Below are 24,682 nucleotides of genomic sequence, written 5' to 3'. Positions count from 1 at the left end.
CCCGGAAACCCGTGCCGGACGGAAACGCTGAATGGCGCGAACGTCCGACACTGGTAGGGCCGTGTGCCGATAAGCGATCAAGCCGCCGAGGCTTGCTTGCTGACCAGCTTTTCCTTGATACGTGCCGACTTGCCCGAGCGGTTGCGCAGGTAGTACAGCTTGGCGCGGCGCACGTCGCCGCGGCGCTTGACTTCGATGCCGGCGATTTGCGGCGAGTACAGCTGGAACGTACGTTCCACGGCTTCACCCGACGAAATCTTGCGCACGGTGAACGCGGAGTTCAGGCCGCGATTGCGCTTGGCGATAACAACGCCTTCGAAGGCCTGCACGCGCTTGCGGGTGCCTTCAACGACGTTCACGCTCACGATGACGGTGTCACCAGGAGCAAATTCAGGCTTGGCTTGGCCGCCGGTCAGACGGGCAATTTCTTCCTGTTCCAGGATAGCGATAAGGTTCATGAGAACTCCTAGATCATCATGTCTTTGCGGACTAAAAATTTTTGCCGTGCGATTTTTACCGATGTTGTTACTCGTGCCGCAAGCAGAGGATGAGATTTGGCAAACCAATGATTCTACACCAAAAGTTTGCGTAAGCGTCGAGTAGAATGGCGGCCTTCCCGTGGCTTGCTGTACCCTTGCCACTTCTGTCACAAACACGTCATCTGACGCTGTTCCCTCATGTCGTATACGTCCCTGATATTGGTCGTCCTGGCGGCGATGGCCCACGCAACGTGGAACCTGCTTGCCAAGCGCGCGGCCATGGTGGGCGCCCCATTCGTGTTTGCCTACGGGCTATGCGCTTCGGTGCTCTATGCCCCCTGGGTGATCTGGGTGCTGGTACACGACGGCATGAGCTGGACCTGGCCCGTCGTAGGCGCCATCCTGACATCCAGCCTGTTGCACCTGGGCTACAGCCTGTGCCTGCAACGGGGCTATCAGGTGGCCGACTTGTCCGTGGTGTACCCCATTGCACGAGGCACCGGCCCGCTGCTGTCCACGACAGGGGCCTTTCTGCTGCTGGGCGAACCCGCCACCAGCACCGGCATTATCGGCATGCTGTGCGTGGTCATCGGGGTGCTGCTGATTGCCACCCAGGGTAGGCTGACCATCTTCAAGCAGGCGCAAGCCTGGGTTGGCGTGCGCTGGGGCGTGGTGATCGGCCTGTTCATCGCCGCCTATACCGTGGTGGACGCCTATGGCGTGAAGGTGCTGCTGATCAGCCCCGTACTGTTCGACTGGTTTACCTGTGTCACTCGAACCGCCATGATGACGCCCCACATGCTGAGCCGGCGTGCTCAAGCCTGGGAGTCCATGCGTGGGCACTGGCACTTGGCGTTGGCCGTGGGCCTGCTGTCTCCGCTGGGATACATCCTGGTGCTGTACGCCTTGCGCAACGGCGCGCCCTTGAGCCTGGTGGCGCCAGCCCGCGAAATGTCGATGATGCTTGGCACCCTGGCTGGCATGTTCCTGCTGCGCGAAAAGGTAGGCCCGGGCCGTTTGGCCGGCTGCCTTGCCATTCTGGTGGGCGTGATCCTGCTGGGTTCCAGCTGATTGCGCTGCCCCAGGCATGGTGCCTGACTGCTTAGAAGCCCGCCGCCGCGCCCAGCCACATCAGCCCGGGGATGATTGCGCCCCACGCCAGCACCATCACCACATCCAACACCATCGCCTTCATGGTCACTTGGGAGGTCACGGGCTCTACCGTGGCGTTGCCCAGGCTGCGCTCGCGCACGACAGATGCCGGCGTGGCCGGGGCCACCGCTGGCGCGGTCACGGGACGAATGCCGGATACGGGTACCGATACGGGCGCAGAGACGGGCACCGATACGGGCGCCGGCATGGGCACCGATACGGCCTGCCCCACTAGCGTTCCCTCTTCAACCGGCGCGGGCGGAAACGGCCAGCGTGCCGGCGCGGTGCCCGACCGGCTGCGGTCGCGCCGTTCGCCACCGGCCGATGCGCTCGTCCAAGGCATGGCCAGACCCGTCAGCCGGGCGCACACGGCACGGGCGCGATGGGCCCCGCGGCGCAGCGGGTTCAATGAGACGACGAGCTCGTCAGACAAAACGGAAAAATCAGCGGTGTTCATAAGAACTCCTTGAAGAAATAATTCCACGCCGCCATGGCGGCCGACACGGCGACGAGCCGCGATCAATCGAACAGCGACAACTGGCCAGCCGCCAACGCGCGCAATTGGCGTTCGCCGCGCCCATAGGCGCCGCTGACTGCGGGCAACCCGCCAGAATGGGGGACCCCTGAAGACGCTTGCGCGCCAACCGGGGATAGGAAATCGGAAGAAGATGTGCCGCCAGTAAATGCACCGCCCGAGGCAGCCGCAACGCCGGCCGCAAACAGCGATGGCGTAGCGCCTGCCATCACCGGGGGCTGGAAGCGATCGCAATCCAGCGCCAGACGGTGGCGGTTCAGCCCCAGCTTGCGGGTGGCGACGGCAAAGCGCTGACGCAGCAGGTCTGCCCAGATGCCGGTGCCCCGCATCCGCGAACCGAAGTTCGGGTCATTGCGGCGGCCATTGCGCAGGTCTTCTATGCGGTGCAAGACGCGCTGGGCGCGGTCGGGGTAATGGGCGTTGAGCCAGTCTTCGAACAAGGTCTTGACCTCCCAGGGCAGGCGCAAGACGGTATAGCTGGCGTAATGCGCGCCGGCCGCCTTGGACTCCTGGAGGATGTGTTCCATGGATTCGTCGTTGATGAAGGGGATGACCGGCGCCACCAGCACGCCCACCGGCACGCCCGCATCCGTCAGGCTGCGCACGGCTTCCAGCCGCCGCCAGGGCGCCGCGGCGCGCGGCTCCAGCGTGCGGGCCATACCGGCGTCCAGCGTGGTGATGCTGATATAGACCACCACCAGATTCTGTTCAGCCAACGCCGCCAGCAGGTCCAGGTCACGCGCCACCAACGCGTTCTTGGTCACGATGGTTACGGGATGCCGGGTTTCCAGCATCAGTTCCAGCATGCCGCGCGTCAGGCGCCAGTCGCGTTCGATGGGCTGATAGGCATCGGTGGCCGAGCCGATATTGATGGGCGATGGCTTGTAGCCGGGGCGCGCGAGTTCTGCGCGCAAGGCCTCGACGGCGTTAGCCTTGGCGACCAGGCGGGTTTCAAAATCCAGCCCGGGCGACATGCCCAGGTAGGAATGCGTGGGCCGGGCGTAGCAATACACGCAACCGTGCTCGCAACCCCGGTAAGGGTTCACGGCAACATCAAAGGGGATATCGGGTGAATCATTGCGCGACAGCATCTTGCGGGCTTCTTCCGCGATAACTGTCGTCTTGGGAACGGGCGGCTCAAGGCGCGTATCGGGCACGATGGGAATGACCGTCGCGCCGCGCGGAGAGCTAGCGCCAGGGGCCGAATGGTCGGACGTGCTTTCGGGAGAGTTGTCGGAGAAATTATCAGGGACGGATTCGACGAAATCCGCTGGCAGACCGGAACCGGACCAGCCGTCATCGACCTGCACACGGTCATCGCGCTGAAAGCGATGCCGAACATTAGTAACCGCACCCCGACCGCGCAAGGCGGCGGGGGCGGCAGCCGGGGACCCAGAACCGGCGAGAAAAGAATGATCGGTGCGTGCCATAAAAACTACTGTACAAAAACACAGTGGTTTTGACAAGCACCAAAAGCCTTTTCGTAAGACAGCCCCACTTTACCGCAAGACGCCAAGCGCGTCTGAACAAATCGATTTCACCAGGCGATATCGCCTGGAAACCCGCACCGGCATTGGGTTTGGAAGAAATACAACAGCAAAAATCGGACCGAAAATACGTTGTTTTTCGGCCCAGACAGGCATTAACGCAACATGCCCGCCGCCGCCGTCTGATGTGTGGCTTCGTCGATCAAAATAAAGGCGCCCGTGGCCGGAACATCCGCATAACGATCCACCGCCAAGGCCTCGCGCGTGGTGAAAGTCACGCGACCAATGTCGTTCATCTGCAAGGTGCCTTCGGTGTTTTCCACTTCCTGCAATTCGTGGATGTCGCGATGCGAGAGCACCGCGCGGATCTTCGCCGACGTCAGGCGCGTGCCCGACTTCAACAGATACTTGCGCGCCGGATTCAAGGCTTGCGCATCCAGCCAGCAGAGCTCGGCCTCGAACTCACGCGTCACTTGCGCGGGCGCGGCCGTGTGCACGATCACGTCGCCACGCGACACGTCCACATCACGGTCCAACACCAACGTGACGGAATCGCCGGCCACCGCCTCATCCAACACGCGGTCAAACACGCGCACCTCGCGAACCACCGCCGTCACGCCCGACGGCTGCACGGTGACCGCATCGCCCGCGCGCAGCACGCCGCTGGCCACGCGCCCCGCGTAGCCGCGAAAGTCTTCCTTCTGATCGCCGCCGTGCCGCGCCACCCATTGCACCGGAAAGCGCAACGGCAACGCGCGCCCGTCGCTGGCCAGGTCCAGCGATTCCAGCAACGCCAACAAGGGCTGGCCTTCGTACCACGGCGTCTTGGGCGACAGCGTCACCACGTTGTCGCCATTGAGCGCCGACAGCGGCAGCACATCGAAATGCGCAATGCCCAGTTTGGTGGCCAGGTCCGCATACGCATCGCGGATGCGGTCGAACACGGCCTGATCCCAATCCACCAGGTCCATCTTGTTCACGGCCACCACAATGTGGCGGATGCCCAGCAGCCGCGCGATCGTGCTGTGCCGCTTGGTCTGCGGCAACAGCTTGCCGTCGGCCGCGCGCGTGGCGTCGATGAGTATCACCGCCACATCCGCCGTCGATGCGCCCGTCACCATATTGCGGGTGTACTGCTCGTGGCCGGGCGCGTCGGCAATGATGAATTTGCGCGCGGGCGTGGAGAAATAGCGATAGGCCACGTCGATGGTGATGCCCTGCTCGCGTTCGGCTTCCAGGCCGTCGGTCAGCAGCGAAAAGTCGATGCCGTCGCCCGCGACCCGCTTGTGCTTGGCGCGCGAGATGGCGTCCAGCTGGTCGGCAAACACGCCCTTGCTGTCGTAGAGCAAACGGCCGATCAAGGTGGACTTGCCGTCATCGACGGACCCCGCCGTGATCAAGCGCAACACGCCCGTGCCGGCGCCGGAAAGAAAAGAATCGTTCAGTGCATTCATGTGCGTCCCCTGCCGCCAGCCGCAGCCGGCGTTGTGCATTCAGAAATAGCCTTCCTTCTTGCGGCGCTCCATCGAGGCCTCGGAAGTCTGGTCGTCCATGCGCGTGGCGCCGCGCTCGGTGATGTCGGTCACTGCCGTCTCGGCGATGATGGAGTAGGTGTCGGCGGCATCAGAAGCCACCGGGCAGGTGCAGGAAATATCGCCCACTGTGCGGAAACGCACCGGCAAGCGCTCGACTTGTTCGCCATCTTGCGGCGGCGTCAGGCGGGTCACGGGCACCAGCAGGCCCTTCCTGCGCACCACCTCTCGCTCGTGGCTGTAGTAGATGGACGGCAGCGCCAATTGCTCGCGCTGGATGTATTGCCAGACGTCCAGCTCGGTCCAGTTCGAGATCGGGAACACGCGCATGTTTTCGCCCCGATGCACGCGGGTGTTGAACAGGTTCCACAGTTCGGGCCGCTGGGCCTTGGGATCCCATTGGCCGAACTCGTCGCGGAACGAAAAGATGCGTTCCTTGGCACGCGCCTTTTCTTCGTCGCGCCGCGCGCCGCCGATGCAGGCGTCAAAGCCGAATTCCTCGATCGCTTCCAGCAGCGTCACCGCCTGAGCCGCGTTGCGCGAATCCGTTTCGCGGCGCAACACCACGCTGCCGCGCGTGATGGAATCTTCAACACTGCGCACGATCAGTTCCTCGCCCAGTTCCGCGGCGCGTTGGTCGCGAAAGGCGATGACTTCATCGAAGTTGTGGCCGGTATCGATGTGCATGAGCGGGAACGGGAAGCGCCCGGGGCGAAAGGCCTTTTCGGCCAGGCGCAGCAGCACCACCGAATCTTTGCCGCCCGAGAACAGCAGCACGGGCTTTTCGCTTTCGGCGGCTACCTCGCGCATGATGAAGATGGCTTCGGATTCCAGCCAATCCAGGTGGCTGCGTTGGATCACAGCGGACATAGGTTATTCCCCTAAAACAGATTGTGAATTCATGGATGGCGTCACTCGCCGCGCGCCACGATGCCGATGACGCGGTTACCCGCATGCAGGCCGCATTCCTTGGAGTCCGACGACTCCCACCACCAACGCCCCGCGCGCACGTCCTCGCCCGGCCGGATGGCGCGCGTACAGGGTTCGCAGCCGATGGACGGATAGCCCTGGTCGTGCAAGGGGTTGTAGGGAATGCCCAGCGCGCGGATCACGGCCCAGACCTCGTTCTCGGTCCATTCGGCCAGCGGGTTGAACTTGTAGAGGCCGAACACCGGGTCCTGCTCTTCCAGCGGCAATTCGCCACGGGTGGTGGACTGCTGGCGGCGCTGCCCGGTAATCCAGGCGCCGCGCCCGGCCAGCGCGTGCTTGAGCGGCTCGACCTTGCGGATCTGGCAACAGGCTTTGCGCAGGTCAACGCTTTCATAGAACGCATATGCACCATGCGCCGCAACGTGCTGTTCCACCGCCGCCGCATCCGGCCGGTACACCGTGACATCGCGCCCATAGCGCGCGCGCACGGCGTCCAGCACGCCCAGCGTTTCGGCATGCAGGCGGCCGGTGTCCAGCGTGAACACTTCCAGGTCCAGGCCCGAGTCATAGATGGCGTGCGTCAGCAACATGTCTTCGGCCGCCAGCGACGAGGCCAGCGCGGCGTCGGGATAGCGCCGCTGGACGTCGGCCAGACGCTCGGTCAAGGTGTTCCAGCGCGCGGCCAGCCCCGCGTCCAGAAGGGAAGAAAGATCAGCAATAGTCGTCATGCTTGCACCGCAAAAATCTGGGCGCGCCGGGGACGCGCCAACAAGGTATCGCCATCGCGCAGATCCATCTGCCGGTACAGATGCTCGGGCACTTCCGCTTCGATGATGGCGTCGGAATCCTGGCGCGCCAGTTCCAGATACGCGCTGGGGCCCGCCAGATAAGCGTGCGACAAGCGCACGGCAATGCCCTCGCCACCCGCCCGATAACGCTCGATCTCGAACTCATGCGGACGCACATACGCGGTGGCGCGCCGCGCCTCGGCTTGCGCCAGGTCGGGCGCGGGCAAGGACAGTCCGGCCCCTTCCCAGATACCGCGCGTAGCCACGCCCTGCAGTTGGTTCACATCACCCAGAAATCCGTATACGAACGGCGTCGCCGGCGCTTCCCAGACTTCGCGCGGCGTGCCTACCTGTTCGATACGGCCCGCGTTCATCAGCACCACGCGGTCGGCGACTTCAAGCGCTTCTTCCTGGTCATGCGTCACGAACACGCTGGCCACGTTCAGCTCGTCATGCAGGCGCCGCAGCCAGCGGCGCAGTTCCTTGCGCACCTTGGCGTCCAGCGCCCCGAAGGGTTCGTCCAACAGCAGCACCCTGGGCTCCACGGCCAGCGCGCGCGCCAGGGCGATGCGCTGGCGCTGCCCACCCGACAACTGCGCCGGATAGCGGTCCGCGAGCCAGTCCAGTTGCACCAGCGTCAGCAGGTCATGCACTTTGCGCTGGATCTGATCTTCGGAAGGGCGCTGCGACCGATGCTTCACGCGCAGCCCGAAGGCAACGTTTTCGAACACCGTCATATGCTTGAACAGCGCGTAGTGCTGGAACACGAATCCCACCTGACGCCGACGCACGTCGACGGCGGTCGCGTCTTCGCCCGCGAACAGCACGCTGCCGGTATCGGGGGCTTCCAGGCCCGCGATGATGCGCAGCAGCGTCGTCTTGCCACAGCCCGAAGGCCCCAGCAACGCCACCAGTTCGCCAGTTTCAATATGCAGTGACACGTCGTTCAGCGCGCGGAATTGCCCGAACCGCTTGGATAAATTGCGAACTTCAATACTCATGCTTGTCTCCGTCTTAGCCGCCGCGCGTTACGCCGCAGCCGGCTTGAGGCTTGCCGTCGCCGGCCCGGGATACTCGACGGGCAGGTCGGCGGCCCGCAGGAATCGGGCGTTGCGCCACTCGACCACGTTCTTCGCCACCAGCGTCACCAGCGCCAGCAAGGCCAGCAAGGATGCCACGGCGAACGCCGCGGAATACTGGTATTCGTTGTAGAGAATCTCGACGTGCAGGGTCATGGTGTTGGTCAGCCCACGAATCTGCCCCGACACCACCGACACCGCGCCGAACTCGCCCATGGCTCGCGCATTGCACAGGATGGCGCCGTACAGCAGCCCCCACTTGATGTTGGGCAGCGTCACCCGCCAGAAGATCTGCCAGCCGCTGGCGCCCAGCGTCAACGCGGCCTGTTCTTCTTCGCTGCCTTGCGCCTGCATCAACGGAATCAGTTCGCGCGCAACAAAGGGAAAAGTCACGAACAAGGTCGCCAGGACGATGCCGGGCACGGCATAGACGATCTTCCAATCGTGGTCCTGCAGCCAAGCGCCCATCCACCCTTGCGTACCGAACAGCAGGATGAAGACCAGCCCCGCCACCACGGGCGATACGGAAAACGGCAGATCAATCAGCGTGATCAGGAACTGCTTGCCGCGAAACTGAAACTTGGTGATGGCCCACGCGGCGGCCACGCCGAACACCAGGTTCGCCGGCAGCGCAATCGCGGCCACCAGCAAGGTCAGCCGGATGGCAGACCACGCATCGGGTTCGACGATGGCGGCCAGATAAAGCTGCCAGCCCTTCTTGAACGCCTCGGCAAACACCGCCGCCAGCGGCACCAGCAAGAACAGCGTCAGGAACGACAACGCAATGAACAACAGGATCCCGCGCACCCAGCGTGGTTCGGTCAAATGGGCAGGACGATCCGCTGCGCTCATGCCAGCCTCCCGAGGTTGCGGCGGGCTTGCCAGCCTTGCAGCAGGTTGATGACCAGCAGCATGACAAAGGACAACACCAGCATCACGGTGGCGATGGCGGCAGCACCCGCGTAGTCGAACTGCTCAAGCTTGGAAATGATCAACAGCGGCGTGATCTCGGACACCATGGGCATGTTGCCGGCGATGAACACCACCGACCCGTATTCCCCAACCGCCCGCGCGAACGCCAGCGCAAAGCCCGTCAGCAAGGCCGGCAGGATGGTGGGCAACAGCACGCGGCGTACGGTCTGCCAGCGGCTGGCGCCCAGGCTGGCGGCGGCTTCTTCGATCTCGCGCTCCACGTCTTCCAGCACGGGTTGCACGGTGCGCACCACGAAGGGCACGCCGATGAAGATCAGCGCAATCACGATACCCAGCGGCGTAAACGCCACCTTCCATCCAAACCACTCTGACAGCGGCCCGCCCAGCCAACCCTTTTGCGAATACAGCGCGGTCAGGGCGATGCCTGCCACCGCCGTCGGCAACGCGAACGGCAGATCCACCAGCGCGTCCAGAATCTTCTTGCCGGGAAAGCGGTAGCGCACCAGCACCCACGCCACGACCGAGCCGAACACCAGGTTCACCAGCGCCGCCAGCAGCGAAGCGCCAAAGGTCAATTGATACGACGCCATCACCCGGGGCGCCGTCACGGTATCCCAGAAACCGTGCCAGCCCAGCTCAGCGCTTTTGATGGGCAGCGCGGCCAAGGGAATGAGCACGAGCACGCTCAGGTACAGCACCGCATACCCCATGGATATACCGAATCCGGGCAGCACGCCCGGGCTGTTGCGCCGTGCGGCAAAAAGCGCTGGCGCGCCGTTCGCTGTCGGGTTGGAGGCTGTCGTCATGGCCGTCGTTCCAGAACCTTGTCGTTATTTCTTCTGCGGCAGATAGATCTGGTCGAAGGTGCCGCCATCGCTGAAATGGTCCTTCTGCGCCTTGCGCCAGCCGCCGAAGATCTTGTCGTCGATGGTGACGAGCTTGAGCTTGGGAAACTTGCTTTCGTACTTGGCGGCAACCGTCTTGTCGATGGGCCGGTAGTAATTTTTGGCGATGATCTCTTGCGCGGCCGGGGTGTACAGGAATTCCAGATAGGCCTGGGCGGCGGCCCGCGTGCCCTTCTTGTCCACGGTCTTGTCGACCACGGCCACCGGTGGTTCAGCCAGAATGGACAGCGACGGCACCACGATGTCGAACTTGTCCGGACCCAGTTCTTCAAGCGCCAGGAAGGCTTCGTTTTCCCAGGCCAGCAGCACGTCGCCCACGCCGCGTTCCACGAAGGTCGTGGTGGCGCCGCGTGCGCCGGTGTCCAGCACCGGTACGTGCTTGAACAGATCACTGACGTAGGCGCGCGCCTTATCTTCGCTGCCGCCGTTCTTTTCCAGCGCGTAGGCCCACGCGGCCAGGTAGTTCCACCGCGCGCCGCCCGAGGTTTTCGGGTTGGGGGTGATGACCTGCACGCCGTCCTTGATCAGGTCGTCCCAGTCCTTGATGCCTTTGGGGTTGCCCTTGCGCACCAGGAACACGATGGTCGAGGTATAGGGCGAGCTGTTCCGCGGCAGGCGCGACTGCCAGTTCGCGGGGATCAAGCCGCGGTCGGCGATGGCATCGATGTCATAGGCCAGCGCCAGCGTCACCACATCGGCTTCCAGCCCATCAATGACCGAGCGCGCCTGGCGGCCCGAACCGCCGTGCGACTGGCGGATCGTCAGGTCCACATTGGCCTTGTCCTTGTACTGCTTGATGAAGGCGTCATCAATGGCGCGATAGAGTTCGCGCGTGGGGTCGTAGGACGCATTCAACAAGGTTTGTTTTTGCTGAGCTTGAGCCGGCGCCATGGCCGTCAGAGAAACCGCCGCCACCACCAGCGTGGCCAACCAACCCGCTTTCCCGAACGCCATTCCCTGCTCCCTGTATTTGGCAATATGGAAGCAAGTGTGCGTGTTGCCCATCCTGAACGGAACGAATCATTATTTGATTGCTCATCGCTCGCAGGCATATAGGACCGCCATCCCAAACAAGAAAAACCGCCGCGTTTCCCTATGGGAAAGGCGGCGGTTCGGGCGGCGAAAAACCGCTTTCAACGCATAGGGGCTCCCCCCCGAAATCCGAATTTACTTATTCGGTTGCGGCGTAACGCGCAGGTACGGACGCACGGCCTTGTAGCCTTTGGGGAACTTCTCTTTGATAACGGCTTCGTCCTGCAGCGACGGAACGATGATCACGTCGTCGCCATCTTCCCAGTTGACCGGCGTGGCCACGCTGTGGCTGTCCGTCAGTTGCAGCGAATCAATGACGCGCAGGATCTCATTGAAGTTGCGGCCCGTGCTGGCCGGGTACGTGATGATCAGGCGCACCTTCTTGTTCGGGTCCACGATGAACACGGAACGCACCGTCAGGGTTGCGTTGGCGTTCGGGTGGATCATGTCGTAAAGCTCGGAGACCTTACGGTCCTTGTCGGCCAGGATGGGAAAGTTGACCTGGGTGGACTGCGTGTCGTTGATGTCTTCGATCCACTTCGTATGGGAATCCGTGCCGTCAACCGACAGGGCCAGCACCTTCACGTTGCGCTTGGCGAATTCGTCGGCAAGCTTGGCCGTGTAGCCCAGTTCGGTGGTGCACACGGGCGTGAAGTCGGCCGGATGAGAAAAGAGTACCCCCCAGCTATTGCCCAGATACTCGTGAAAGCGGATGGGACCGGCCGAGGAATCCTGTTCAAAATCAGGGGCGGTGTCGCCCAGACGTAGATGGCTCATGGTGTCTCCTGTATGCGGATAGAGTGGGAGGGATCTGGCCGCCCGGCTTCAACGGGCCGCTCAGAAATGGGGCTTGAACGTGCAGCTTAACGCGTCAAAAACGATTCTTCCATCAAACCTTCGGCCGACGAAATACGCAAGCCATATAACCTTATGCAATATTCGCGTCCGCCCCGCAGGCGTCCGCCACGACCCCGGCGCGCACTGCTGCGGACAGGGCAAGCGCGCGCGGCAGGATGTGCGCGGCATAGAACAATCCCGTCGCGATCTTCGACTTATGGAACGGGTCCGTCGACCCCGCTGCCAGATGCCGACGGCACGCCAACACGGCGCGCGCCATCTGCCATCCACCGTGCACCACGCCGGCCAGCATCAGGTAGGGCACGCTGCCGGAAAACACCGCGCGAACGTTCGCGGCCGACTGCTCAAGAATAAAGCCGACGCCTGCCTCGTAGGCCTGGATGGCGCCATCCAGGTTGTCGCGCAACAGGCGCAGCGCATCGCGCTCGGGCGCGGCCGCGCGTGCCGACTCGGCCTCGACCGCGCGCAGCGTCTCGCGCATGGCGGCAATGGCCGCGTAGGCGGTAGCGCCGCCGTCGCGCTGCGTCTTGCGGCCAACCAGGTCGTTGGCCTGAATGGCGGTGGTGCCCTCGTAAATGGGCAGGATGCGCGCATCCCGATAAAACTGCGCCGCACCGGTTTCCTCGATGAAGCCCATGCCGCCGTGCACCTGAATGCCCAGCGACGCGACCTCCACCGCGGTCTCGGTCGAGTAGCCCTTCACGATGGGCACCATGTATTCGTAGAACGCCCGGTTGCGCGAGCGCTGTTCAGGGTCGGGGTGATGCGTGCCCTTGTCGTGCGCGGCAGCCGTCACGTACGAAACGGCGCGGGCCGCTTCCGTCAACGCCTTCATGGTCAGCAGCATGCGTTGCACGTCAGGATGGCGCACGATGGCCACCGGCCCGGCCGCCCCTTCCACCGCGCGCCCCTGCACGCGTTCGCGCGCGTACGCCAGCGCGTGCTGATACGCCCGTTCAGACACGCCGATACCCTGCTGGCCCACCGAAAAACGCGCGGCGTTCATCATGATGAACATGTACTCAAGGCCACGGTTCAGTTCGCCGACCTGATAACCCACCGCGCCTTCGCCGACTTCGCCCTTGCCCGAGCCATACAGCAGCACCGCCGTCGGGCTGCCGTGAATGCCAAGCTTGTGCTCCAACGACGCGCACCAGACGTCGTTGCGCTTGCCCAGGCTGCCGTCCGCTTCCACCAGGAACTTGGGCACGATGAATAGTGAGATCCCCTTCACACCCGCCGGCGCGTCCGGCGTGCGGGCCAGCACCAGGTGGATGATGTTTTCCGCCAGGTCGTGCTCACCGAAGGTGATGAAGATCTTTTGGCCGAACAGGCGAAACGTACCGTCGTCCTGCCGCACGGCGCGCGTGGCGACCTGGGCCAGGTCGGAGCCCGCCTGCGGTTCGGTCAGGTTCATGGTGCCCGTCCACTTCCCCGCGATCAGGTTGGGCACGTACTCTTTGCGCTGCGCGTCAGAACCCACGGTCAACACCGCTTCGATAACCCCATCAGTCAGCATCGGGCACAAGGAAAACGCCAGGCTGGCCGCCTGGATGTTCTCGGCCGGCGCGGCAGCAAGCAGCTTGGGCAAGCCCTGTCCGCCCCATTCCCGCGGATGCTGCAAGCCCTGCCAGCCGCCCGCGGCGTAATCCTTGAAGCCCTGGGCATAGCCGGGCGTGGTGGTGACCTGCCCGTCGTTCCAGACCGGTGGGTGCGTGTCGCCGGGTACGTTCAACGGCGCCACCGCCTGCTCCACGAAGCGGCCGTTTTCTTCCAGGATGGCGTCAACCAGGTCCGGCGTCACGTCGTCAAAGCCGGGTAATTTAAGAATGTCGTCCAGGCCGGCCAGTTCTTTCAGCGTGAAGCGGAAATCCTGTAGCGGGGTTACATAGGGCATGGTGTCTCCGGGTGCAAAACGACGGCGAGGCGCCTGGCGCCTCGCGTCTACTGCGTTTTTTGAATTCGCGTCTTAACTCAGATGGTACGCCAAGGACACAATGATCGGTCCCAGCACGGGCAACAGCACGTTGGCGATGGCATAGGTCACCGTGTAGCCCAGCAGCGGCACGGAGCTGCCGCTGGCATTCAAGATGGCGCTGATGGCGGGCGTGCTGACGTGCTGGCCGGCAATGGCCCCTACCAGCAAGGGGCCTTCTATCTTCAGTATCTTGTGGCCCACCCATAGCGACAGGCAGGCGGGTCCCAGGGACACCAGCAAGCCGATCACGGGCAGCACGGCGCCGTGTTCACGGATAAGCGATACCGCCTCGGGCCCCGCCGACAAGCCCACGCACGCCACGAAGACCGCCAGCCCAAGGTCTTTCAGCAGTTGCACGGCATGGTCCGGCATATGGCCAAGCGTAGGCCGCTTGGCGTTGATCCATCCGCACACCAACCCGCTGACCAGCGCCCCGCCGCCACTGCCCAGCGACACCGGAATGCCCCACAGGCGCGCGCTCAGGCTGCCGATCATCAGGCCGGCAAGAATGCCAAAAGCCAGGAACACCAGGTCGGTAATGCCGCTGCGGCGCAGTTCATTGCCCAGCGCGGCGCCGGCCTCCGACAGTTCGGGTTCGGCGCCCACCAGCGTCACCAGGTCGCCGTACTGCACGACCGTGGCCGGCGTCAGCGGCAACATATGGCCCGACCGCATGATTGATTGCACGAAAACGCCACGCGCGCGCCGCGCTCCCGGCCGTTTGGCCAGTTCCCCCATCGTGGTTCCGTTGATCGCCTTTTTATTGACGATCACGGCCAACTCGCTCATATGAAGATCGTCCGCATGCGCTTCGGGCAGCAGGATTTCAGGCCCCACGACCGTGCCGGCCCGCAGCGCGAAACGGCGCAAGCCCAGCACCACCACCACATCGCCGGTGGTCACAGTGTCTTCTGGCGTGGCGTTTACGGCCTCGCCGTTGCGCAGAATGCGGCTGATCACCGTGCGCCCGCCCAACTGCGCCTCGACGTCGCCAACCTTCATGCCGTCGGCATCCTTGACGACGTGCGCGCGCCCCACCAGGCGCGGCAAGGTCGGCAGGTTCACGTCCTCGTCCTCGCCCGCGGCCACGCCCAGCTTGGCTTCCAAGGCCTTGGAAGCCTCGCGCAAGTTGATGCGCAGCAGCGCGGGCGCAACCTGGCTGGTGAAGAACACGATGCTGATCAAACCCACCAGATAGGTCAGCGTGTAGGCCGTGGCGATATTGGCCTCCATGCGCTGCACTTCGGCGTCCGGCAGGCCCAGATGCTTGAGCGCCTCGGCCGCGGTGCCCACCACCGCCGATTCGGTCGCCGCCCCCGCCGCCAGACCGGCCGCCGTGCCGGCGTCCAGGCCAAACAGCGGCACGGCCGCCAGCACAATGCTCAGCACCAGCAGCGCCTCGATGATCGGCAAGGCGATATAACGCAGGCTGGATCGGTTCAGGTTGGCGAAGAACTGCGGGCCGCCCGAATAGCCCATGGCAAAAATGAACAGTGCGAACGCAACCTCTTTCAGGTCGCCACGCATCTGGCAACCCGTCTGACCGATCAACAGGGCGACGATGAGCGTGCCGCACACGCCGCCCAGTTGAATCGGTCCGAGCTTCAACTTGCCGATCAGGTATCCCAAGCCCACCGTGACAAACAACACCGCAATGGGGACGCTGTTGAAAAACCCGACCGAGCATGTCATGGGGTCATGTCGCCTGTAGTGGTTGCCTACTTGCGGGCCCTGGCCTTCTTGGCGGATTTGGCGGCAGTGTCGGCTTGCTTGACCGCCTTTTTCACCGCCGTCTTGGCCACCTTCTTTGCTGCCTTCTTGGGCGAGCGCTTGGCGGCGCTGGCCTTCAACGTTTGCCCCTTACCGGCGGTCGGACCCGAGCGCACCAGCTCGGAGGCCTTCCAGGCTTCGACGTACTCGGTCGCGGATTCAACCATGTACTTGCCGATCTTGGCGTAATCAGCATCATCCAGGTTGGCCAGCGAGATGCGGATCGACCAGGGCGGCCCGCCGAACCCGCCGCCGTCCATCAACACCACGCCTGTTTTTTCAGCCAAGCGGAACAGGAAGTCCACCGGCTCGTAATTCGACGTCATGTACTTGCAGAAGGCGTCGCCATACATGACCTTGGCCCACACCATGAAGTCCAGTTCCACGTAATACCAGGCGCGCGCGGGGTCCTCGGGCGGCACCGGTATGCCCAGCCCGCTCCACAGCGCATCACGGCGAGCGCGCACGATTTCCATGGTCAGGTGCTTGTAGGCGTCTTTCAGGTCCAGCAGGTGGGACAGCGCGAAGAAGCCCATCTGCACCTGTTGCGGCAACGACAGCCCGGCCGTGTGGTTCAGCGCCACATTGCGGCTGTCGGCCACCATACGGTCGATGAACTTCAATTTTTCGGGTTCCATCGTCATGGCGCCATAGCGCTTGTTCAGCCGCTGCTTCCATGCCGCGGGCAGTTCGGCGATGCGCCGGTCCATCGTGTTTGTCTCGTGCGTGGCGATCACGCCCAGGCGCCAGCCCGTACAACCGAAATTCTTCGAAAAGGAATACACGCAGATAGTGTTGTGCGGCACCTCGGCCATCAGCGAACGGAAGTTCGGCACGAAAGTGCCGTAGACGTCGTCGGTCACCAGCACCAGGTCCGGATTCTTGCGGATCAGCCGCACGATCTGCTTCATCTCGACCGGGTTGAACGCCACCGATGGCGGGTTGCTCGGGTTCACCGTCACGGCAAGCTTGATCTTCGGATTTTCCAGCTTGGCGATTTCAGAGGCCGGATAGTGCCAGTCGTGCGTGCCGTCGGCGCGCATGCTGCTGGCGTTGATGGCGACGATCTTGAACTTGAAGCGCTCAAGGTGCGCAATCTCGATATAGGGCGTGAAGGTCGGCAGGAACAGCGCGATGGTGTCACCTTGCTTCAACAGGCCGTTCTGCATCAGCGAGTCAAAGATGTAGCACATGGCGGCGGTGCCGCCTTCGACCGGGAACAGGTCGAACTTGCCCTTCGGGGGGCGGCCGTCGCACATTTCCTTGATCAGGTAGTCATGCACGATCTGTTCGATATGAACCAGCGCGCGCGGCGGCACGGGGTAGTTGTCGCCGATGATGCTGTCGGTAAGCTCGTGGATCCACTCGTCCGGGTCAAAGCTCTTGATCTTCACGCCGTACTCAAGCACGCCCACCAGGAAGTCGTAGCCGTCTTCGCCCTTGTGCTTGGACAGGAATTTTCGCAGCCGGTCAGCACAGCCCTTCTTGGCCGGCATGCCAGCCAGAATGGTGTCATCGCGCACCCGGCGCGCTTCCTTCATGGCGAACCGGCCCATCAGGAAAAAGGCGTCGCGGGGTTCGGTGGCGATCCAATTCGGATTACCCCGCCCGGCGTTCAACATGGTCAAGGCAGCCGTGTGCTGGTTTTCCTTGGCCAGCGTAATCAGATAATCCTTTAACTCAAAGGGAGACAACTGTTCCAGGTCTCGTTGGCGCGAACGGGTCGTTTTCAAAGCCGAGGCCAAACTGACAGTAAGAGGCGAGGTGGTAGCCATTATTCAGTACTCCTGGTTTGGAACGCTAGGTCATGAGCATGACAATGACAATGCCCCAGATAATGAGCAGGGTATTGCCGATCGCATAGGGAACCGTGTAGCCCAGGGCGGGCACCTGGCTCTTCGCCGTTTCCGTGATTTGTCCGATCGCGGCCGTGGTAGTCCGGGCGCCGGCGCATACGCCCAGCACGATGGCGGGATGGAATTTGAAGACATACCGGGCGATGAACACGCCCAGAATCATCGGCACGCTGGTGGCGATAATGCCGGCCACAAAAAGCTTGGCGCCCAGTTGCTGGAAGCCCTGCACGAAGCCGGGTCCCGATGTAATACCGACCACGGCCACGAACGCCGTCAGCCCGACCGATGTCAGAAACCAATGCACAGGTTCCGGCACCCGGCCGAAAGTGGGATGCACAGAGCGCAAGTAACCGAAGATCAGGCCCGAAATCAGCGCGCCGCCGGAGGTCGACAAGGTGATGGGAATACCGCTGACCGTCAGCACCAGCGAACCAAACAGCCCACCCAGCAAAATGCCGAAGCCCACGAACACCATGTCGGTCTGCTCGGTGGCCCGGTCCACGTAGCCCAACTTGCCCACTACCCGCTCGACGTCGCGTTTCGCGCCCAAGACGAAGAGGCGGTCGCCGCGGTCCAGCTGCAGCCCCCAGTTGACGGGCATCTCGTGGCCGCCGCGCACCACCTTGCGCAGAAATACGCCGCGCCCAAGTTGGCGCACGGTCTCGTTTTCCGCCAGTTCCTTGAGCGTCTTGCCGGCCACGTTCTTGTTGGTCAGCACCACCTCAACGATCTCGGCGGGCAGGTTGATCACGTCCCGGTCTTCGACTTCGCCGCCGATAATGCCGCCGGCCTGCAAGACCAGCGCATCGTGGCGCCCGGTCACGCCCAGCACGTCGCCGGCCTGCAGCACGGTGCTGGAGTCGTTATCGATGATCTGATCGCCGCGGCGAATGCGTTCGACAAAGACACGCGCGTCAACAAAGCGTGCTTCAAGGTCGCCAACTGTCTTGCCCACGAGTTCGGAGTGGTCCAGTTTGTAGGCACGCGCGGTGAATTTCCGGTAGCCGGACAGCTCCATGGAATCGCCGCCGCCGGACATCTGGGCTTCGTATTCCTTGCATTCTTTGACGATGTCCACGCGCATCAGCTTGGGGCCTAGCGAGGCCAACAGCCACGCGCTGCCGACGGTGCCGAAGATGTAGCAGACCGCGTACGCCACGGGAATGCTGTCGATCCACTGCTTCTTGGTTGCCGCGTCCACGCTCAGCCCGTTGATGGTGTCAGTGGCCACGCCCATCACCGCGGAAATGGTTTGCGCACCCGCCAAGAGTCCGGCGCCGGTACCGGCGTCAAAGCCAAAACCCACCGCCGTGGCCCAGGTGACCAGCAAGCAGATCACGCAAATGATGACCGCGAAAATGACCTGGGGAAGGCCATCGCTTTTCATGCCGCGGAAAAATTGAGGGCCGACGCCGTAGCCTAGACCGAAGAGGAAAAGCAGGAAGAACACCTGCTTGAGAATCGGGGCGATAGTGATGTCGAGCTGCCCGACCAACACGCCCACCAGCAAAGTCCCGGTTACCGCGCCCAGATTGAAGCCGAAGATTTTCTTGGCTCCAATCCAATACCCCAGGCCCAGGGTGAGGAATACCGCTAATTCTGGAAACTTCCGCAATGTGTCAAAAAACCATTCCATCCCGAATCTCCTTCGTTATGTACAGGTCAAACACGCGCGCGAAAATCCTGCTCCGCGCGAAGCACATTATCAGAATCTTTCAGAAATTCAAAAGAAATACTGCAAACATATCAGACAGTCGGAGAAGATTGCAGGCCAAAAAAAACCCCGCGGACATGCCGTCCGCGGGGCTTTCATACTAGTGAAGCTGCTGTGCGTTACAGCGCGCCAGTCAGTTCCGGCACGACCTGGAACAGGTCGCCCACCAGACCATAATCGGCCACGCCAAAAATCGGCGCTTCGGGGTCTTTGTTGATGGCCACGATGACCTTCGAATCCTTCATGCCGGCCAAGTGCTGGATGGCGCCCGAGATGCCGACGGCCACGTACAACTGCGGCGCAACGATCTTGCCGGTTTGGCCAACCTGCCAGTCGTTCGGGGCATAGCCCGCGTCCACCGCCGCGCGCGAGGCGCCCAATGCGGCGCCCAGCTTGTCGGCCAGCGGATCCAGGATCTTGAAGTTTTCAGCGCTGCCCAAGCCACGGCCACCCGAGACCACGACGCGAGCGCCTGCCAGTTCGGGGCGGTCGCTCTTGGCCACTTCGCGGCCCACGAACGTGGACTTGCCCGAATCGGCAACGGCGGCAACCTCTTCCACGGCGGCCGAGCCACCTTGCGCGGCAACGGCGTCAAAGCCCGTCGTACGCACGGTGATGACCTTCACGGCGTCAGCCGATTGCACGGTGGCAATGGCGTTGCCCGCGTAGATGGGGCGCTGGAACGTGTCGGCGGATTCCACGCCGATGATGTCCGAAATCTGCGCCACGTCCAGCTTGGCCGCCACGCGCGGCGCCACGTTCTTGCCCGACGCGGTGGCCGGGAACAGGATGTGGCTGTAGTTCGACGCCACCGCCAATACCTGGGCGGCAACGTTCTCGGCCAGGCCGTCGGCCAACTGCGGCGCATCGGCCAGCAGGACCTTGGCAACACCGGCGGCGGCAGCGGCTTGGTCAGCCACGGCGCGCGCGTTGGCGCCGGCGACCAGCACGTGCACGTCGCCTCCGATCTTGGCGGCGGCGGCAACGGCGTTCAGGGTTGCGCCCTTCAACTGGGCGTTATCGTGTTCGGCAATAACCAGCGTCGTCATCAGACCACCTTCGCTTCGTTCTTGAGTTTGTCCACCAGGGCCGCAACGTCGGCCACCTTGATGCCGGCCTTGCGGGCGGGCGGCTCGCTGACCTTCAGCGTCTTCAGGCGCGGCGCGGGATCAACACCCAGTTCTTCGGGCGTGACGGTGTCCAACTGTTTCTTCTTGGCCTTCATGATGTTCGGCAGCGTGACGTAACGCGGCTCGTTCAGGCGCAAGTCGGTGGTCACGATAGCCGGCAACGTCAGCGTCAACGTTTCCAGGCCGCCGTCCACTTCGCGAGTGACAGTGACTTTGCCGTCGGCCAGTTCAACCTTGCTGGCGAACGTGGCTTGCGGCCAGTCCAGCAGCGCGGCCAGCATCTGGCCGGTTTGATTGGCGTCGTCGTCGATGGCTTGCTTGCCCAGGATCACCAATTGCGGCTGCTCTTTGTCGACCAAGGCCTTCAACAGCTTGGCCACGGCCAGCGGCTGCAGTTCGGCGTCCGTCTGAACCAGCACGCCGCGATCGGCGCCAATGGCCATGGCGGTGCGCAGCGTCTCCTGGCATTGCGCAACGCCGCAAGAAACCGCCACGACTTCAGCGACGGCACCCTTCTCTTTGAGCCGGGTCGCTTCTTCGACGGCGATTTCGTCAAAGGGGTTCATGGACATCTTCACATTGGCGATATCCACGCCAGTTTGATCCGACTTGACGCGCACCTTGACGTTGTAGTCAACGACGCGCTTGACAGGTACCAACACCTTCATCCCGCTGCCTCCAAATGGAAATAAATACCCGGCATGCGCCGGGATCGCATTGCACAATTTTTTCCTGATTCTACAGCTTCGCCAGCGCTCGTATATGCGCAACCACGCTACGCCCCAGTGCTGACAAGTTGTAACCGCCTTCCAGCGTGCTGACGATCCGGCCCTGGCTATGCCGTTCCGCCACCTCGACAATCTGCTCGGTGATCCAGGCGTAGTCGGCTTCCACTAGCCCCATTTGCCCCATATCGTCCTCGCGGTGGGCGTCGAATCCCGCCGACACCAGGATCAATTCCGGGCGATAGGCCTCCAGCCTGGGCAACCAGGTATCCGTGACGATGGTCCTGACCGCGGCCCCCACCGTGTAGGCGGCCACGGGCACGTTCACCATGTTGGCCGCGGGCTGGTCCGTGCCGCTGTTGGGGAAGAGCGGATGCTGGAAGAAGCTGCACATCAGCACCCGCTCGTCGCCCGCAAAGACGTCTTCGGTACCGTTGCCGTGGTGCACATCGAAGTCAACGATGGCCACCCGCGACAGGCCGTGGAACTCCAGCGCATGGCGCGCCGCGATCGCCACGTTGTTCAAGAAGCAGAACCCCATGGCCTGCGAGCGGCAAGCATGATGGCCAGGCGGACGCACCGCGCAGAACGCCGTGCGGGCTTCACCGCCAATCACCGCATCCACCGCCGCCACGCCCGCGCCCGCCGCATACAGGGCGGCTTCATAGGTGTGGGGATTCATCAGCGTGTCCGGATCGATTGGGTAATACCCTTGGTCCGGCGTATGTTCGCGCAAACTGTCCAGATACTGGACGGTGTGCACCCGCAACAGGTCGTGGCGCGACGCCTGGGGCGCCTGCCGATCGTCCAGATAGGGCATCAAGCCACTGGCCAGCAACTGGTCGGAAATGGCGTCCAGCCTCTGCGGGCTTTCGGGGTGCCAACTGCCCATTTCATGCAAGCGGCATGTCGGGTGGGTAAGATACATGGTCTCCATAAGGAAGATTATGTTCATCTGTCGGCGATTACTGCAACTCGGAACACTCTCCGCCCTGCTGGCGGGCTGCTCCACCACCGCTCCCACCGCTCCAAATTCGCTTTCGGCCCAACCCGCGGCCGCCTCCGCCAACACCGCCATCCGCATCGGACCCACCACGCCGACCCCCGGCTCCGAACTGCCGGACGACGCCCCCGCCACGCTGACCGCCACCGGTGCGCTACGCCCGGAAGTGCGCAGCTTTGTCGAAGAACTGGCGGCCGAGCGCCAACTGCCGCTGGACCCGATGGTCAAGGCGCTTGAGAGCTCGCGCTATAACGCCACGGTGTCGCGCTTGATTGCGCCGTCACCACCGGGCAAGAAAATCTGGCGTAGCTGGCTGACCTACCGCTCGCGCTTCGTGGAGCCGAAACGAATCAGTTGGGGCGTGGACTTCTACAACGAAAACCGCGACCTGCTCAATCAGGCGGCCCAACGCTTCGGCGTGCCGGCGCCAATCATCGCGTCCATCATCGGCGTTGAAACCCTGTACGGCCGCAACATGGGCAATTTCCGGGTACTGGATGCGCTAGCCACGCTCGCCTTTGATTACCCCGATCCCAACAAGCCCGAACGCGCCACGATGTTCCGGGGCCAACTGGCGGATTTCCTGACGCTGGTCATGAAAGACAAGCTGGAACTTGAAACGCAAGGCTCGTATGCGGGCGCCATCGGCATGCCGCAGTTCATGCCGACCAGCATCATGCATTACGCGGTGGACGGCGACGACAACGGCCATATCAACCTGACGAGCAACACGCAGGACGCCGTCATGTCGGTGGGCAGCTTCCTGGCCCAGCATGGCTGGCAACGCGGCCTGCCGGTGTTCGCGCCCGTGGTGCTGCCGGCCGATCCCACCCCGCTGGTTGACGGCGGGCTGGAACCCAAGCAAAGCTGGAGCACGCTGACGGCGGCTGGCGCGCGCCTGCAGCCGGGCGCGTCCAGCGCGGGCTGGAGCAGCCAGCCCTTGGGCGTTGTGGACCTGGTCGAGGAAGCGCGGGGCACGGCGCAATACCGTGTGGGCACGCCGAACTTCTTCGCCTTGACCAAGTACAACCGCAGCTATTTCTACGCCACGTCGGTAGCGGACCTGGCCTATGAGATCGAAACGCGCGTGGCGCGCTGATTGGCTTCCCGCTGATTCCCCGGCTTGAAGACAACATCGCCCCGTCTTGAACGGGGCGATGTGCCGTGGGCGTGCGGCCCGAAGCAAGGCAGGCTCAGTTGAAGACGCCCGTCGACAGATAGCGGTCGCCGCGGTCGCACACGATGAACACGATGGTGGCGTCATTGACGCGCTCGGCCACGCGCAAGGCGGCGACCAGCGCGCCAGCGGACGAGATGCCGCCAAAGATGCCCTCTTCCGCCGCCAGCCGGCGTGCCATGATTTCGGCTTCGGATTGTTCGATGGATTCGTAGGCATCCACACGGCTGCGGTCAAATATCTTCGGCAAGTAGGCTTCGGGCCACTTCCGGATGCCGGGAATCTGCGAGCCTTCCGCCGGCTGCGCCCCGACGATCTGGACCGCCGGATTGCGCGACTTAAGGTAGGTCGACACCCCCATGATGGTGCCCGTGGTACCCATGGCGCTGACAAAGTGCGTGATGCGCCCCTCGGTTTGCGTCCACAGTTCCGGACCGGTGGATTCCACATGCGCACGCGGATTATCGGGGTTGGCGAATTGGTCCAACACCACGCCCCGGCCGTCCGCCTGCATCTCGGTGGCCAGGTCGCGCGCATACTCCATGCCGCCCTTGTCGGCCGGAGTCAGGATCAGTTCGGCGCCATAAGCCGCCATGGCCGCACGGCGTTCCACCGACAGGTTGTCCGGCATGATCAGAATCATGCGGTAGCCCTTCATCGCGGCCGCCATGGCCAGGGCGATGCCGGTGTTGCCGCTGGTGGCTTCGATAAGGGTATCGCCCGGTTTGATGTCACCACGCGCTTCTGCGTGCTGGATCATCGACAAGGCCGGGCGGTCCTTGACGGAACCGGCGGGGTTATTGCCTTCCAGCTTGGCCAGGATGACGTTGCCACGCGCGTCACCCGCGGCACCAGGAATGCGCTGCAAACGCACCAAAGGCGTATTGCCGACGGTCTGCTCGATAGTGGGGTAGGTAGTAGTCATGCGAAGGATCATAACTCTGCCCGACGGCGAGCGCGGGCAAAAGCCGCGCTCGCGCCAGGGGTTCCCAGGCAGCAGGCTACCGTCAGGGCCGACTGGGCGGCGGGGTCGCGGTTTTACCGGTTGCCGGACGGTTGGCGGGCTGGGATGGCGGCTTGCCGGCGGCGGCGCCTGGTGCAGTGGCGGCGGCTGCACTCGACGCCGCGGCGGCATTGGCCGCGGCATCCCCTTCACCGACCTCCAATCCCGCCGCCTTCAGCGCCTGTGCCTTCTTTTCGCCGATGCCGCGCACCCGCTCGGCCAGATCCTCGAACGAATCGAAGCGCCCGCCCCGCTCGCGTTCGGTAATGATGATCTCGGCCGTGCGGGGACCGATTCCGCGGATGGTTTCCAATTGCTGCGCGTTTGCCTGGTTCACATCCAGGGCCCGCGCTTCAGGTGCCGAGAAGCCCAAGCCGGCAATAAGCAGGAGCGCACCCAAGGTGTGCAGCAGCGGACGGCGCGCGCCTTGCGCACGCGCGGCCATCTGCCGGGCATGGACGTTGTGCCAAGGCATGGTCAGGCGGCGCCGAGCGATGGCGGGTACGGGAAAAGCGATCATGGAAAGTCTCCGGAAAGAAAGGGCGCGGCAGATGCCGAGCCACACCCGGATCATGGCTCCCCGCCCCGCTCTTGGGCCGGGCAGTGAATGAAATGA

General features: G+C 63.4%; 22 protein-coding genes. 2 read left to right on the top strand and 20 right to left on the bottom strand.

The annotated features are described in order from the left end of the window. Window positions 1–77 precede the first annotated feature (77 nt). Window positions 78–458, bottom strand: a complete 381-nt coding sequence (gene rplS, locus ELS24_RS08020; protein WP_006218237.1) for a 50S ribosomal protein L19 — start codon at window positions 456–458, stop codon at window positions 78–80. A gap of 219 nt (window positions 459–677) precedes the next feature. Here rplS and ELS24_RS08015 point away from each other — a divergent pair, with 219 nt between their 5' ends. Then, window positions 678–1,550 (top strand): DMT family transporter, encoded by an 873-nt coding sequence (locus ELS24_RS08015; RefSeq protein WP_127183814.1) that lies wholly within the window; start codon window positions 678–680, stop codon window positions 1,548–1,550. Window positions 1,551–1,581: 31 nt separating this feature from the next. Here ELS24_RS08015 and ELS24_RS08010 read toward each other — a convergent pair whose 3' ends face one another. From ELS24_RS08010 to ELS24_RS07930, 17 genes are all read right to left on the bottom strand, one after another. Then, the gene (locus ELS24_RS08010) at window positions 1,582–2,088 is read right to left on the bottom strand and encodes a hypothetical protein (RefSeq protein WP_127183813.1); all 507 of its coding nucleotides are present in this window, start codon (window positions 2,086–2,088) and stop codon (window positions 1,582–1,584) included. A gap of 62 nt (window positions 2,089–2,150) precedes the next feature. Then, a complete protein-coding gene (locus ELS24_RS08005; RefSeq protein WP_127183812.1) occupies window positions 2,151–3,596 on the bottom strand; it encodes a PA0069 family radical SAM protein in 1,446 nt (481 codons plus the stop codon). A gap of 212 nt (window positions 3,597–3,808) precedes the next feature. Continuing rightward, entirely contained in the window at window positions 3,809–5,107 is a 1,299-nt protein-coding gene (locus tag ELS24_RS08000) for a sulfate adenylyltransferase subunit 1 (protein ID WP_050447924.1), read from the bottom strand. A gap of 39 nt (window positions 5,108–5,146) precedes the next feature. Further along, window positions 5,147–6,055, bottom strand: coding sequence for a sulfate adenylyltransferase subunit CysD (gene cysD / locus ELS24_RS07995; protein WP_127183811.1), 909 nt, complete (start codon window positions 6,053–6,055; stop codon window positions 5,147–5,149). Between the two features lie 41 nt (window positions 6,056–6,096). Next, window positions 6,097–6,843 carry a phosphoadenylyl-sulfate reductase gene (locus tag ELS24_RS07990; protein ID WP_127183810.1) on the bottom strand — a complete coding sequence of 249 codons (747 nt, stop codon included), beginning with the start codon at window positions 6,841–6,843 and terminating at the stop codon, window positions 6,097–6,099. Then, window positions 6,840–7,904 carry a sulfate/molybdate ABC transporter ATP-binding protein gene (locus ELS24_RS07985; protein WP_127183809.1) on the bottom strand — a complete coding sequence of 355 codons (1,065 nt, stop codon included), beginning with the start codon at window positions 7,902–7,904 and terminating at the stop codon, window positions 6,840–6,842. The genes ELS24_RS07990 and ELS24_RS07985 overlap by 4 nt, the downstream gene beginning before the upstream one ends. A gap of 27 nt (window positions 7,905–7,931) precedes the next feature. Next, a complete protein-coding gene (gene cysW / locus ELS24_RS07980; RefSeq protein WP_050447877.1) occupies window positions 7,932–8,834 on the bottom strand; it encodes a sulfate ABC transporter permease subunit CysW in 903 nt (300 codons plus the stop codon). Then, window positions 8,831–9,721 (bottom strand): sulfate ABC transporter permease subunit CysT, encoded by an 891-nt coding sequence (gene cysT / locus ELS24_RS07975; RefSeq protein ID WP_127183808.1) that lies wholly within the window; start codon window positions 9,719–9,721, stop codon window positions 8,831–8,833. The genes cysW and cysT overlap by 4 nt, the downstream gene beginning before the upstream one ends. A gap of 24 nt (window positions 9,722–9,745) precedes the next feature. Then, on the bottom strand, window positions 9,746–10,711 hold the full coding sequence (locus tag ELS24_RS07970) for a sulfate ABC transporter substrate-binding protein (protein WP_240669544.1): 966 nt from the start codon (window positions 10,709–10,711) through the stop codon (window positions 9,746–9,748). A gap of 276 nt (window positions 10,712–10,987) precedes the next feature. Continuing rightward, the gene (locus ELS24_RS07965) at window positions 10,988–11,629 is read right to left on the bottom strand and encodes a peroxiredoxin (protein WP_050447874.1); all 642 of its coding nucleotides are present in this window, start codon (window positions 11,627–11,629) and stop codon (window positions 10,988–10,990) included. A gap of 151 nt (window positions 11,630–11,780) precedes the next feature. Next, a complete protein-coding gene (locus tag ELS24_RS07960; RefSeq protein ID WP_127183806.1) occupies window positions 11,781–13,607 on the bottom strand; it encodes an acyl-CoA dehydrogenase in 1,827 nt (608 codons plus the stop codon). Between the two features lie 72 nt (window positions 13,608–13,679). Then, window positions 13,680–15,380 carry an aspartate-alanine antiporter gene (gene aspT / locus ELS24_RS07955; RefSeq protein ID WP_127183805.1) on the bottom strand — a complete coding sequence of 567 codons (1,701 nt, stop codon included), beginning with the start codon at window positions 15,378–15,380 and terminating at the stop codon, window positions 13,680–13,682. Window positions 15,381–15,406: 26 nt separating this feature from the next. Next, the gene (locus tag ELS24_RS07950) at window positions 15,407–17,233 is read right to left on the bottom strand and encodes a bifunctional aspartate transaminase/aspartate 4-decarboxylase (RefSeq protein ID WP_127183804.1); all 1,827 of its coding nucleotides are present in this window, start codon (window positions 17,231–17,233) and stop codon (window positions 15,407–15,409) included. Between the two features lie 25 nt (window positions 17,234–17,258). Further along, entirely contained in the window at window positions 17,259–18,950 is a 1,692-nt protein-coding gene (gene aspT / locus ELS24_RS07945; protein WP_127183803.1) for an aspartate-alanine antiporter, read from the bottom strand. A 197-nt stretch (window positions 18,951–19,147) separates the two neighbouring features. After that, window positions 19,148–20,077 (bottom strand): electron transfer flavoprotein subunit alpha/FixB family protein, encoded by a 930-nt coding sequence (locus ELS24_RS07940; protein ID WP_050447869.1) that lies wholly within the window; start codon window positions 20,075–20,077, stop codon window positions 19,148–19,150. Then, entirely contained in the window at window positions 20,077–20,826 is a 750-nt protein-coding gene (locus ELS24_RS07935) for an electron transfer flavoprotein subunit beta/FixA family protein (RefSeq protein ID WP_046802734.1), read from the bottom strand. Before ELS24_RS07935 ends, ELS24_RS07940 begins: the two co-directional genes overlap by 1 nt. A gap of 70 nt (window positions 20,827–20,896) precedes the next feature. Next, window positions 20,897–21,820, bottom strand: coding sequence for a histone deacetylase family protein (locus tag ELS24_RS07930; RefSeq protein WP_083447432.1), 924 nt, complete (start codon window positions 21,818–21,820; stop codon window positions 20,897–20,899). A 10-nt stretch (window positions 21,821–21,830) separates the two neighbouring features. On the opposite strand from ELS24_RS07930, the gene mltB reads away from it, so the two are divergent. Further along, complete coding sequence (gene mltB / locus ELS24_RS07925) at window positions 21,831–22,985, top strand: lytic murein transglycosylase B (protein WP_050447867.1); 1,155 nt, start codon at window positions 21,831–21,833, stop codon at window positions 22,983–22,985. A 94-nt stretch (window positions 22,986–23,079) separates the two neighbouring features. Here the strand turns inward: mltB and cysM are convergent, their stop codons facing one another. Then, window positions 23,080–23,988 (bottom strand): cysteine synthase CysM, encoded by a 909-nt coding sequence (cysM, locus tag ELS24_RS07920; RefSeq protein ID WP_050447866.1) that lies wholly within the window; start codon window positions 23,986–23,988, stop codon window positions 23,080–23,082. An 82-nt stretch (window positions 23,989–24,070) separates the two neighbouring features. Continuing rightward, complete coding sequence (locus ELS24_RS07915; protein ID WP_127183802.1) at window positions 24,071–24,586, bottom strand: ComEA family DNA-binding protein; 516 nt, start codon at window positions 24,584–24,586, stop codon at window positions 24,071–24,073. Window positions 24,587–24,682: the final 96 nt, after the last annotated feature.

Origin of the sequence: Achromobacter spanius (genome assembly GCF_003994415.1) — a bacterium.
GTDB classification, from domain to species: Bacteria; Pseudomonadota; Gammaproteobacteria; order Burkholderiales; family Burkholderiaceae_B; genus Achromobacter; species Achromobacter spanius_C.
This window is presented reverse-complemented; position numbering and strand designations above follow the sequence as displayed.